Raw genomic sequence first — 12,497 nt, 5'->3', positions numbered from 1 at the left:
CCGGTCAGTCCACCGTCCAGGTGTCGCCGCCCGCCAGCAGCGCGGCCAGGTCGCCCGGCCCGCGATCGGCCTGCGCGGCGGCCAGCTGCCCCGCCATCAGCTCGTCGTAGACGGGTCGGTGGACGTCGCGCAGGACGCCGATCGGGGTGTGGTGCAGGGTGTCGGCGTCGGCGATCCGGGACAGCGCGAAGGCGGTGGCCGGGTTGGCCGCGTGCGCGTCGTGGACCAGCACCCGCGCCTCGTTGTCCGCCGTCACCGGCGCGGTGAACAGCTCGCCGTCCGGGCCGCGGAACACGCCGCCGGCCAGGTCCGCGCCGAAGCGGATCGGCTGCCCGTGCTCCAACCGGATCAGCGCCTCGTCCCGGGTGCCGGGCTGCTTCAGGGCCTCGAACGCGCCGTCGTTGAAGATGTTGCAGTTCTGGTAGATCTCCACCAGCGCGGTGCCCTCGTGCGCGGCCGCCGCCCGCAGCACCGACTGGAGGTGCTGGCGGTCCGAGTCGATCGTGCGGGCGACGAAGGTCGCCTCGGCGCCGATCGCCAGCGAGAGCGGGTTGAACGGCGCGTCGAGCGAGCCCATCGGCGTCGACTTGGTGATCTTGCCCAGCTCGCTGGTCGGCGAGTACTGGCCCTTGGTCAGGCCGTAGATCCGGTTGTTGAACAGCAGGATCTTCAGGTTGACGTTGCGCCGCAGCGCGTGGATCAGGTGGTTACCGCCGATGGACAGCGCGTCACCGTCCCCCGTCACCACCCACACGCTCAGGTCCTGCCGCGAGGACGCCAGCCCGGTCGCGATCGCCGGCGCCCGCCCGTGGATCGAGTGCACCCCGTAGGTGTTCATGTAGTACGGGAAACGCGAGGAACAGCCGATCCCGGAGATGAACACGGTGTTCTCGCGCTTGATGCCGAGCTCCGGCATGAAGCCCTGCACCGCCGCCAGGACGGCGTAGTCCCCGCAGCCGGGGCACCAGCGCACCTCCTGGTCGGTCTTGAAGTCCCGGGCGCTCTGCGGCCCTTCGGCCTTGGGCACCAGGTTCAGGGACGGGAAGCCGTTCTCGCTCATCGGTGGTCCTCCTCGTCCAGGGCGCCGATCGCCGCCGACAGCACGTCCGCCAACTGCGCCGCCTTGAACGGCAGTCCACGCACCTGGTTGTAGGACTCCGCGTCCACCAGGTACTTCGCCCGCAGCAGCAGCGCGAGCTGGCCCAGGTTCATCTCCGGCACGACGACCTTCTCGTAACTCCTGAGCACCGCGCCCAGGTTGGCCGGGAAGGGGTTCAGGTGACGCAGGTGCGCCTGGGCGACCTCCCCGCCGTCCGCCCGCACCCGCCGCACGGCCGCGGTGATCGGCCCGTACGTCGAACCCCAGCCGAGCACCAGCACCCGCGCCTCGCCGCTCGGGTCGTCGACCTCCACGTCGGGGACGGCGATCCCGTCGACCTTCGCCTGCCGGGTGCGGACCATGAAGTCGTGGTTCGCCGGGTCGTAGGAGATGTTCCCCGTCCCGTCCTGCTTCTCGATCCCGCCGATCCGGTGCTCCAGCCCCGGCGTACCGGGCAGCGCCCACGGCCTGGCCAGGGTCCTCGGATCCCGCAGGTAGGGCCAGAACGAGCCGTCCTCGCGGTTCGGCCCGGTCGCGAAGTCCGGACTGACCAGCGGGAGTTCGTCCACCTCAGGGATCCGCCACGGCTCCGAGCCGTTCGCCAGGTAGCCGTCCGAGAGCAGGAACACCGGCGTCCGGTACGTCACCGCGATCCGCGCCGCCTCCAGCGCCGCGTCGAAGCACTCCGCCGGCGTCGCCGGAGCGACGATCGGCACCGGCGCCTCGCCGTTGCGCCCGAACATCGCCTGCAGCAGGTCCGCCTGCTCCGTCTTGGTCGGCAGACCGGTCGACGGCCCACCGCGCTGGATGTCCACCACCAGCAGCGGCAGCTCCAGCGACACCGCCAGGCCGATCGTCTCGCTCTTCAACGCCACCCCGGGGCCCGAGGTCGTCGTCACCCCCAGCGCGCCGCCGAAGGACGCGCCGAGCGCCGCACCGATCCCGGCGATCTCGTCCTCGGCCTGGAAGGTACGGACCCCGAAGTTCTTGTGCCGGCTCAGCTCGTGCAGGATGTCCGAGGCCGGCGTGATCGGGTACGAGCCCAGGTACAGCGGCAGCCCGCAGCGCTGCGCGGCGGCGATCAGGCCGTAGGAGAGCGCCAGGTTCCCCGAGATGTTGCGGTAGCGCCCGGCCGGGAGCCTGGCCGGCGGCACCTCGTAGGAGACCGCGAAGGTCTCCGTGGTCTCACCGAAGTTCCAGCCCGCCTTGAAGGCGCTGATGTTCGCCTCGGCGATCTGCGGCTTCTTCGCGAACTTGCCGCGCAGGAAGGTCTCCGTCCCGTGGGTGGGGCGGTGGTACATCCAGGACAGCAGCCCCAGCGCGAACATGTTCTTGGCCCGCTCGGCGTCCTTGCGCGCCAGCCCGCTGTCCTTCAACGCCTCCAGGGTCAGCGTCGTCAGCGGCACCTTGTGCAGGTGGTAGCCCTCCAGCGAGCCGTCGGCCAGCGGGTCCGCCGCGTAACCGACCTTCGCCAGCGCGCGCTTGGTGAACTCGTCCGTGTTGACGATGATCTGCGCGCCGCGCGGCAGGTCCTCCAGGTTCGCCTTCAGCGCCGCCGGGTTCATCGCCACCAGCACGTTCGGCGCGTCCCCCGGGGTGAGGATGTCGTGGTCCGCGAAGTGCAGTTGGAAGGACGACACGCCCGGCAGCGTCCCCGCGGGCGCCCGGATCTCGGCCGGGAAGTTCGGCAGCGTGGAGAGGTCGTTGCCGAACGACGCCGTCTCCGAGGTGAACCGGTCACCGGTGAGCTGCATGCCGTCGCCCGAGTCACCGGCGAAACGGATGATCACCCGGTCCAGTCGGCGGATCGGCTTGCCGCGCCTCGGCGGCGAACCTCCCGGGGCCGTTGGATCGGCGGGCACGGCCGCACCGGGGCGTCCGTCACCGTTCCCGGAACGACCACCGTCGCCGTCCGAGCCGTCCACTGCCTCTGACTGATCGACCTGACTGGTCACTGCCGCGGACCTCCTCGAGGGCACACCACCGCGGGCGCGGCCCCGTGCCCCGTCCGCTTGGTGCACCTCCCGCATCCTATGCGCGGGCACTTGATCCCGGACGGAACTCCCACGTGCGGCGGGAAAACACCGGCCCGCGCCCGAACCGCACACGGGGTACAACGTCCGGCCGCCGGAGATCATTCCGCGTCCGACGGCCGCTCCCCCTGCCCCCGAGCTACCCCCGAGCTGCCCGGCCGCCGGGACGGCTACGAGTTGAGGTAGGTGAGCACCGCCAGCACCCGGCGGTGGTCCTCCGGGCTCTGCGCCAGGCCCAGCTTCAGGAAGATGTTGCTGACGTGCTTCTCCACCGCGCCGTCCGAGACCACCAGCTGCTTGGCCACCGCACTGTTGGTGCGGCCCTCCGCCATCAGCCCGAGCACCTCCCGCTCGCGCGGGGTGAGGTTGGCCAGCACGTCGCCCTTGCGGCTGCGGCTGAGGAGTTGCTGCACCACCTCCGGGTCCAGCGCGGTGCCGCCCTCGGCGACCCGGACCACCGCGTCCGCGAACTCGCGCACCTCCGCGACCCGGTCCTTCAGCAGGTAGCCGACGCCCCGGGTCGAACCGGCCAGCAGCTCGGAGGCGTACCGCTCCTCCACGAACTGCGACAGCACCAGCACGTTCAGCTCCGGGTAGCGCCCGCGCAGCTCGACGCAGGCGCGCAGGCCCTCGTCGGTGTGGCTCGGCGGCATCCGCACGTCGGAGACCACGACGTCCGGCAGTTGCCCGGCCGCGGCCAGGTCGTGGATGGTCTTCACCAGCGCGGCACCGTCCCCGACACCCGCCACGACCTCCAGGCCCCGGTCGGTGAGCAGCCGGGTCAGGCCCTCCCGCAGCAGTACGGAGTCCTCGGCTATGACGACGCGGCGCATGGTGACCTTCCCGGCAGGGCAGAGCTGACAGGGGCCAGTCTCCCCCATCCGGGTGAACACCCGGCCCGCCGTCCGCGGATCCGCCGGTCAGGGGCTGCCGCCCGCCGCGCCCCGGTCACATGGTCCGGATCGCCACCGCGTCGCAGAGCCCCTCCAGGGCCGCCTTCGCCGCGCAGTCCGGCAGCGGGGCGAGCAGCGCCCGGGCGTCCTCGGCCTGGCGCAGCGTCTCCCGGCGGGCGCGCTCCAGCGCGGGGTGGCGGCGCAGCAGCCGCAGCGCCTCGGCGTGCAGCTCGTCGTCGGCGAGGTCCAGGGTGAGCAGTTCGCGCAGCCGGGTGTCGGCCGGGTCGGCGGGGTCGGCCGGCATCTGCTCCAGCAGCAGGGTCGGCAGGGTCGGCACGCCCTCGCGCAGGTCGGTGCCGGGGGTCTTGCCGGACTCCTGGCCGTCGCTGGCGATGTCCAGCACGTCGTCGGCCAGCTGGAAGGCGATGCCGATCCGCTCGCCGAACTCGCTGAGGGTGTCCACCATCCACGGCTCGGCGCCGGCCATCAGCGCTCCTATCCGGCAGGAGACCGCGATCAGCGAACCGGTCTTGCCGGCCAGCACGTCGAGGTAGTGCAGCAGCGGGTCGCCGTCCGGGCCGGGGCCGCGGGTCTCCAGGATCTGGCCGGTGACCAGCCGCTCGAAGGCGTCGGCCTGCATCCGCACCGCCTCGGGGCCGAGGTCGGCGAGCACCTGGGAGGCGCGGGAGAACAGGAAGTCGCCGGTGAGGATGGCCACCGAGTTGTCCCAGCGGGAGTTGGCGCTGGGGGCGCCGCGGCGCACCGGGGCCTCGTCCATGACGTCGTCGTGGTACAGGGTCGCCAGGTGGGTGAGCTCGACGACGACGGCCGCCGGCACCACGCCGGGCGCCCCCGGGTCGCCGAACTGCGCCGCCAGCAGCAGCAGCAGCGGACGGAAGCGCTTGCCGCCGGCCTCGATGAGGTGACTGGCGGTGATGGTGATGAACGGGACGTCGCTCTTGACGGCCTCGGCGAGCGCCGTCTCCACCGCGTCCAGTCCGGCCTGAACGTCCCGGGTCAGGTCGCGGTCCTGCACGCTGAGCCCGAAGGGTCCCACGACGGTCACGAAGACCACTCCTCTGTCCCTGGTCGATCTAGCGGCCTGGTCCCTGAGTGCCGCCGCTGGCCATACAGGCAGGGTATCCGGTCACGAGTGGATCACTGCACGGGCGTGCGGATCCTGTCATGATCGGGCCGGATGCCCTGGTCAGGGCGGCTGTGGGGGCAGTACTGCGGTGGGGGCGAATTCAGCTGGAAAACACGGGCCGGAGCCCCTCCGCCGGCGGGCCGGCGGCAAACGCGCGTCCGGACCGCGCGCCGAGGGCGCGGCCCGGACGGGCCCGGGGCGGCGGCGCCGCCCCGGCGGCGGTCAGCGGACGAACAGCGCGGCCTTCGACGCCAGGTCCAGGAAGTACTGCGGCAGCAGGCCGAGACCCAGCGTGACCAGCACCCCCACCCCGATCGCGGTCGCCGTGAAGGCGCTCGGGATCGCCACCGTCGGGCCGCCCGGCTTCGGGTCGGAGAAGAACATCAGCACGATGACCCGGATGTAGAAGAACGCGGCCACCGCCGAACTCAGCACACCGACGATCACCAGCGGCGTCGCCCCGCCGGCCGCCGCCGCCTGGAACACCGCGAACTTCCCGGTGAACCCGGAGGTCAGCGGGATCCCGGCGAAGGCCAGCAGGAACAGCGCGAACACCGCCGCCACCAGCGGCGAGCGCCGGCCCAGCCCGGCCCAGCTGGACAGGTGGGTCGCCTCGCCCTTGGAGTCGCGCACCAGGGTGACCACGGCGAACGCGCCGAGCGTCACGAAGGAGTACGACAGCAGGTAGAACAGCACCGAGGACAGGCCCTGCTTGTTGGTGGCGATCACGCCCGTGAGGATGAACCCGGCGTGCGCGATCGAGGAGTACGCCAGCAGCCGCTTGACGTCCTGCTGGGTGACCGCCAGCACCGCGCCCACCACCATGGTGAGGATCGCCACCCCCCACAGCACCGGCCGCCAGTCCAGCCGCAGGCCCGGGAAGGCCACGTAGAACAGCCGCAGGAACGCCCCGAAGGCCGCGACCTTCGTCGCCGCCGCCATGAAGCCGGTCACCGGGGTCGGCGCGCCCTGGTACACGTCCGGGGTCCAGGAGTGGAACGGCACCGCGCCGACCTTGAACAGCAGGCCGACCGCGAGCATCGCCAGGCCGATCAGCAGCAGCGCGTCACTCTGGGTGCTGCTCAGCTGCGCCGGGGTGGTCATCGCCTTGCCGGAGATCACGTCCGAGATGTCGCCGAGCTTCACGCTGCCCGCGTAGCCGTACAGCAGCGCGGTGCCGAACAGGAAGAACGCCGAGGCGAAGGCGCCCAGCAGGAAGTACTTGACGGCCGCCTCCTGGGAGAGCAGCCGGCGGCGCCGGGCCAGCGCGCAGAGCAGGTACAGCGGGAGGGAGAAGACCTCCAGCGCCACGAACATCGTCAGCAGGTCGTTGGCCGCGGGGAACAGCAGCATCCCGCCGACCGCGAACATGGTGAGCGGGAAGACCTCGCTGGTGGCGAAGCCGGCCCGGACCGCGGCCCGCTCCTGCTCGCCGCCGGGGGTGGCGGCGGCCTGGGCCGCGAAGGCGTCGGCAGGCAGGCCGCCCGCCTTGGGCTCCAGCTTCCGTTCGGCGTAGGTGAGCACCGCGACGACGGCGGCCAGCAGGATCACGCCCTGCAGGAACAGCGCCGGGCCGTCCAGCGCGACGGACTCCATGGCCAGCAGGTCGACCCGGGTGGAGCCGAAGCCCTGGGAGGCCAGCACCACCACGGCGACGAAGGAGCCGATCAGCCCGGCCAGGGCGAGCGACACCTGCGTCCAGTGCCGGTACCGGCGGGGCACGAAGGCCTCCACCAGGATGCCGGCCACGGCGGCGCCGAACACCACCAGCATCGGGGAGAGCTGGCCGTACTCCAGGTGCGGCGCCGGGATGCTGGCGGTGTTGCCGCCGGCGGCGGCGAGCATGCCGGTGGTGCTCACTTCTGCTCACCTCCTGAGGTGGCGGCGACCGGGTGGGCCGGCGCCGGGTCGGTCTCGTGGACCTGCGAGAGCGTCGCGTTCACCGAGGGGTTGACCAGGTCGGTGAGCGGCTTGGGGTAGACGCCGAGCAGGATGGTCAGCGCCACCAGCGGGGCGACCACGGCCAGTTCGCGGACCTTGAGGTCGGGCATCCCGCCGACGCCGGCCTTCACCGGGCCGGTCATGGTGCGCTGGTACAGCAGCAGGGCGTACAGCGCGGCCAGCACGATGCCGAAGGTCGCCACGATGCCGATCGCCGGGTAGCGGGTGAACGTGCCCACCAGCACCAGGAACTCGCTGACGAACGGGGCCAGCCCGGGCAGCGACAGGGTGGCCAGACCGCCGATCAGGAACGTCCCGGCGAGCACCGGGGCGACCTTCTGCACCCCGCCGTAGTCGGCGATCAGCCGCGAGCCGCGGCGGGAGATCAGGAAGCCCGCCACCAGCATCCACGCGGCGGTGGAGATGCCGTGGTTGACCATGTAGAGGGTGGCGCCGCTCTGGCCCTGGCTGGTCAGCGCGAAGATGCCCATGATGATGAAGCCGAAGTGCGAGATCGACGCGTAGGCGACCAGCCGCTTGATGTCCTTCTGGCCGACCGCCAGCAGCGCGCCGTAGATGATCCCGATCACCGACAGGACCAGGATCACCGGGGCGAAGGTCTTCGAGGCGTGCGGGAACAGCCCGAGGCAGAAGCGCAGCATCGCGAAGGTGCCGACCTTGTCCACCACGGCGGTGATCAGCACGGCGGTGCCGGCGGTGGCCTCGCCCATCGCGTTCGGCAGCCAGGTGTGCAGCGGCCACAGCGGGGCCTTCACCGCGAAGGCGAAGAAGAAGCCCAGGAACAGCGCCTTCTCGGCGGTGCCGGACAGCTGGAGCTTGCCGTCGGCGATCGCCGAGGTGAGGGTCCGGAGGTCGAAGGTGCCGAAGCCCTGGTCCTGCGCGATCACGTACAGGCCGATCACGGCGGCCAGCATCACCAGGCCGCCGAGCAGGTTGTAGAGCAGGAACTTCACGGCCGCGTACGAGCGCTGGCGCGCCGCGTCGGGGCCGCCGGCCCGGTCGCCGAAGCCGCCGATCAGGAAGTACATCGGGATCAGCATGGCTTCGAAGAACACGTAGAAGAGGAAGACGTCGGTGGCGTAGAAGGAGACGACCACCATCGCCTCCACCGCCAGGATCAGGGCGAAGAAGCCCTGGGTGCGGCGCCTGTTCTCAAAGGTGTCGGGGGCGAACGTGCCGTCGGGGGCGGCCGGCCCCGGGTCGGCGTCGTGCCAGGAGGCCAGCATCACCACCGGCACCAGGACGGCGGTGAGCAGGGCGAGGACGGCGCCGATGCCGTCCACGCCGAGCGAGAAGGTGATGCCGAAGGAGCGGATCCAGCTGTACGACTCGGTCAGCTGGTAGCGATCGCCGTGCGGGTCGAAGCGGGTCGCCACCACGGCGGCCAGCACCAGGGTGACGACCGAGACGCCCAGGGCGACGGCCTTGGTGGTCGAGCGGCGGCGCTCGGTCGACCCGGCGGGCAGGGCGGCGGTCAGCACCGCGCCGGCCGCCGGGACGGCACAGGTGGCGGTCAGCAACGCGCTCATGGCCGCACCCCCCACGTGGAATCTGCGCGAGTCATCAGACGGACCTCATCAGGAGAGTCGTGGCGACCAGCACCAGCGTGCCGCCGAACATGGAGAGCGCGTACGAGCGGACGAAGCCGTTCTGGACCCGCCGCAGCCGACTGGACACGCCGCCGATGGTGGCGGCCAGGCCGTTGACGAAGCCGTCCAGACCGCGGCTGTCGAAGTAGACCAGCGTCGCGGTGAGCGCCGAGCCCGGGCGGACCAGGACGGCGTGGTTGAAGTCGTCCTGGAGCAGGTCGCGGCGGGCGGCCCGGGTGAGCGGGGAGCCGACCGGCGGCACCACGGGGACGGCGGAGCGCCCGTACATCAGGTACGAGACGAGGACGCCGGCCAGCATGCAGGCCGTGGTGAGCACGGTGACCACCAGCGGGGCGAGCGGCGAGTTGCCCTCGGAGTGTCCGGTGACCGGCTCCAGCCAGGTCAGGAACGAGTCGTTGAAGGCGAACAGCCCGCCCGCGAAGACCGAGCCGAAGGCCAGCAGGACCATCGGGATGGTCATGGTCTTCGGCGACTCGTGCGGGTGCGGGGCGTTGCCCTCCGCGTCCGGCTGCCAGCGCTTCTCGCCGAAGAAGGTCAGCAGCATCACCCGGGTCATGTAGAACGCGGTGACGGCGGCGCCGGTCAGCGCGCACAGGCCGAGGATCCAGCCCTCGGTGCCGCCCTTGGCGAAGGCCGCCTCGATGATCTTGTCCTTGGAGAAGAAGCCGGACAGGCCGGGGAAGCCGATGATCGCCAGGTAGCCGAGGCCGAAGGTGACGAAGGTGACCGGCATGTACTTGCGCAGGCCACCGTAGTGACGCATGTTCACCTCGTCGTTCATGCCGTGCATGACCGACCCGGCGCCGAGGAACAGCCCGGCCTTGAAGAAGCCGTGCGTCACCAGGTGCATGATCGCGAAGGCGTAGCCGATCGGGCCGAGCCCGGCCGCCAGCACCATGTAACCGATCTGCGACATCGTCGACCCGGCCAGCGCCTTCTTGATGTCGTCCTTCGCGCAACCGACGATCGCACCGAACAGCAGCGTGACCGCGCCGACCACCACCACGGCGGTCTGCGCGTCCGGCGCCAGGTCGAAGATCGCCGACGAACGGGTGATCAGGTAGACGCCGGCGGTCACCATGGTGGCCGCGTGGATCAGCGCCGACACCGGGGTCGGGCCCTCCATCGCGTCGCCCAGCCAGGACTGCAGCGGCACCTGCGCCGACTTGCCGCAGGCCGCCAGCAGCAGCATCAGGCCGATCGCCGTCAGCTTGCCCTCGCTCGCCTGCGCCGCCCCTCCGAAGACCGGCTCGAAGGCGAAGGAGCCGAACTCGGTGAACATCAGCATGATCGCGATCGACAGGCCCAGGTCACCGACCCGGTTGACGATGAACGCCTTCTTCGCCGCCGTCGCCGCGCTCGGCTTGTGCTGCCAGAAGCCGATCAGCAGGTACGAGGCGAGGCCCACGCCCTCCCAACCGAAGTACAGCAGCAGGTAGTTGTCGGCGACCACCAGCAGCAGCATGGCGGCCAGGAACAGGTTCAGGTACGCGAAGAAGCGGCGCCGGCGCTCGTCGTGCGCCATGTAGCCCACCGAGTACAGGTGGATCAGCGTGCCGACGCCGGTGATCAGCAGGACGAAGGTCATCGACAACTGGTCGAGCCGGAACGACATGTCGGCCTGGAACCCGTTCACCGGGATCCAGCTGAACAGGTGCTCGGTGACGGCCCGGTGCTCGGCCTCGCGGCCCAGCATGTCCCGGAACAGCGCCAGGCCGAAGCCGAACGAGAGCGCCGCGAGGGCGGTGGCCAGCCAGTGGCCGAAGCGGTCCAGCGCGCGGCCGCCGAGCAGGAGCAGGGCGGCGCCGGCCAGCGGGGCCGCCACCAGCAGCGGAATGAGAGAGTTCACCGAGGCCCTCCGCCTACAGCTTCATCAGATTGCTGTCGTCGACCGAAGCGGAGTGCCTGGTCCGGAAGATGGAGACGATGATGGCGAGGCCGACCACGACCTCGGCCGCCGCGACCACCATCGTGAAGAACGCGATGATCTGGCCGTCCAGGGTGCCGTGCAGCCGGGAGAAGGTCACCAGGGCGAGGTTCGAGGCGTTCAGCATCAGCTCCACGCACATGAACAGCACGATCGCGTTGCGCCGGATCAGCACTCCGGCCGCGCCGATGGTGAACAACAGGGCCGCGAGGTAAAGGTAGTTGGCCGGGTTCACTCCGCTCCCTCCTCGTCGGCGCGGCCGTTCAGGCCGTCCTTGCCGTTCAGGCCGTTCAGGCCGTCCTTGCCGTTCAGACCGTTCGGACCGCCGTTGCCGTCCTTGCCGTTCACCGACGCCGGCACCGACGCCGGCACCGGCTCCAGGGACTTGCGCGGTCCGGCGACCGCCGGCCGCTCGGACGATGGCCGGCCCAGCCAGTCCGCCGTGGTGTTCTCCAGCTCGGCCATCCGCCGCAGCATCTCCTGGCTGACGTCCCGGACCTGGCCGCGCTCGCGCAGCGTCGCCATCACCGAGTCCTCGGCGATCGTGCCGTCCGGCAGCAGCGCCGGAACGTCCACCGCGTTGTGCCGCGCGTACACGCCCGGCGCCGGCAGCGGCGGCAGCTGGAGGTTGTCCACGACCCGCTGGGCGGCCAGCTCGCGCTGCGTCTTCGGCGCCTTCACGTGCTCGCGGTGGGTCAGCACCATCGCACCGATCGCCGCGGTGATCAGCAGCGCGCCGGTGACCTCGAACGCCCACACGTACCGGGTGAAGATCAGCCGGGCCAGGCCCGGCACGTTGCCCTCGGCGTTCGCCTCGGACAGGCCGGTGAAGTGGTCCAGCCGCGCGTTGGCGATCCCGGCGATCAGCAGCACGCCGAAGCCCAGCCCGCACAGCACCGCGGCGAACCGCTGGCCCTTCAGCTGCTCCTTCAGGGAGTCCTCGCTGGTGACGCCGACCAGCATCACCACGAACAGGAACAGCATCATGATCGCGCCGGTGTAGACGACGATCTGCACCACGCCCAGGAACACCGCGCCCTGCGCCATGTAACAGACCGCCAGCGCCATCATCGTGGCCGCCAGGCACAGCGCGCTGTGCACGGCCTTGCGCATCAGCACCATGCCGAGCGCGCCGCCGACCGCGATCACCGCGAGCACCCAGAACTGGACGGCCTCCCCGACGGAGGTCGTCCCGGTCGCGGCCAGGTTGAGGGAGGTCACTGCTGGACCTCCCGCTCCCGGTCGGTGCGCTCCTGCTGGACCGTCCCGGGCGCCGCCGCGGTGATCTCGCCCCGGTAGTACGCGCCCTCGTCGGCGCCCGGGAAGATCGCGTGCGGGGAGTCCACCATGCCCTCGGACAGGCCGACCAGCAGCTGCTCCTTGGTGAAGATCAGGTCCCGGCGCGAGGAGTCGGCCAGCTCGTACTCGTTGGTCATGGTGAGCGCGCGGGTCGGGCAGGCCTCGATGCACAGCCCGCACAGGATGCAGCGGGCGTAGTTGATCTGGTAGACCGCGCCGTAGCGCTCGCCCGGCGAGTAGCGCTCCTCCTCCCGGTTGTCCGCGCCCTCCACGTAGATGGCGTCGGCCGGACAGGCCCACGCGCACAGCTCGCAGCCGACGCACTTCTCCAGGCCGTCCGGGTGCCGGTTCAGCTGGTGGCGGCCGTGGAAGCGCGGAGCGGTGGGCTTCTTCTGCTCCGGGTACTGCTCGGTGAGCCGCTTCTTGAACATGGCCTTGAAGGTCACGCCGAAGCCGGCGGCCGGGCCGAGGATCGACGGCTTGTCGGGCCGCTCGGCCCGCTCCGTCTGGTCGGACGACATCTCGGT

10 protein-coding genes are annotated in these 12,497 nt (G+C 71.1%); all 10 read right to left on the bottom strand.

Annotation, left to right across the window (positions count from 1 at the left end; translation table 11 throughout):
* Positions 1-4: 4 nt before the first annotated feature.
* The 10 genes from AB0O19_RS11450 to nuoI all read right to left on the bottom strand — a co-directional run bounded on the left by AB0O19_RS11450 (position 5) and on the right by nuoI (position 12,491).
* Positions 5-1,060, bottom strand: a complete 1,056-nt coding sequence (locus AB0O19_RS11450) for a 2-oxoacid:ferredoxin oxidoreductase subunit beta (RefSeq protein WP_363619163.1) — start codon at positions 1,058-1,060, stop codon at positions 5-7.
* On the bottom strand, positions 1,057-3,054 hold the full coding sequence (locus AB0O19_RS11445; protein WP_363619162.1) for a 2-oxoacid:acceptor oxidoreductase subunit alpha: 1,998 nt from the start codon (positions 3,052-3,054) through the stop codon (positions 1,057-1,059). The genes AB0O19_RS11450 and AB0O19_RS11445 overlap by 4 nt, the downstream gene beginning before the upstream one ends.
* Before the next feature lie 248 nt (positions 3,055-3,302).
* Positions 3,303-3,965, bottom strand: a complete 663-nt coding sequence (locus AB0O19_RS11440) for a response regulator transcription factor (protein WP_363585065.1) — start codon at positions 3,963-3,965, stop codon at positions 3,303-3,305.
* Between the two features lie 115 nt (positions 3,966-4,080).
* A complete protein-coding gene (locus tag AB0O19_RS11435) occupies positions 4,081-5,091 on the bottom strand; it encodes a polyprenyl synthetase family protein (protein ID WP_363585063.1) in 1,011 nt (336 codons plus the stop codon).
* A 303-nt stretch (positions 5,092-5,394) separates the two neighbouring features.
* Positions 5,395-7,017, bottom strand: a complete 1,623-nt coding sequence (gene nuoN, locus AB0O19_RS11430) for an NADH-quinone oxidoreductase subunit NuoN (protein WP_350877774.1) — start codon at positions 7,015-7,017, stop codon at positions 5,395-5,397.
* Between the two features lie 11 nt (positions 7,018-7,028).
* Positions 7,029-8,663 (bottom strand): NADH-quinone oxidoreductase subunit M, encoded by a 1,635-nt coding sequence (locus AB0O19_RS11425; RefSeq protein ID WP_363619161.1) that lies wholly within the window; start codon positions 8,661-8,663, stop codon positions 7,029-7,031.
* A gap of 34 nt (positions 8,664-8,697) precedes the next feature.
* Positions 8,698-10,593: an NADH-quinone oxidoreductase subunit L gene (nuoL, locus tag AB0O19_RS11420; protein WP_363619160.1), complete on the bottom strand. Its 1,896-nt coding sequence runs from the start codon at positions 10,591-10,593 to the stop codon at positions 8,698-8,700.
* 13 nt (positions 10,594-10,606) lie between these two features.
* Positions 10,607-10,906: an NADH-quinone oxidoreductase subunit NuoK gene (gene nuoK, locus AB0O19_RS11415; RefSeq protein ID WP_363585058.1), complete on the bottom strand. Its 300-nt coding sequence runs from the start codon at positions 10,904-10,906 to the stop codon at positions 10,607-10,609.
* Positions 10,903-11,892, bottom strand: coding sequence for an NADH-quinone oxidoreductase subunit J (locus tag AB0O19_RS11410; RefSeq protein ID WP_363619159.1), 990 nt, complete (start codon positions 11,890-11,892; stop codon positions 10,903-10,905). The genes nuoK and AB0O19_RS11410 overlap by 4 nt, the downstream gene beginning before the upstream one ends.
* Entirely contained in the window at positions 11,889-12,491 is a 603-nt protein-coding gene (gene nuoI / locus AB0O19_RS11405) for an NADH-quinone oxidoreductase subunit NuoI (protein ID WP_363619158.1), read from the bottom strand. Before nuoI ends, AB0O19_RS11410 begins: the two co-directional genes overlap by 4 nt.
* Positions 12,492-12,497: the final 6 nt, after the last annotated feature.

It is taken from the genome of Kitasatospora sp. NPDC091276 (assembly GCF_040684355.1).
Lineage (GTDB): Bacteria > Actinomycetota > Actinomycetes > Streptomycetales > Streptomycetaceae > Kitasatospora.
Note: the sequence above shows the minus strand (reverse complement) of the source record. Positions and strands in the feature narration are given on the sequence as shown.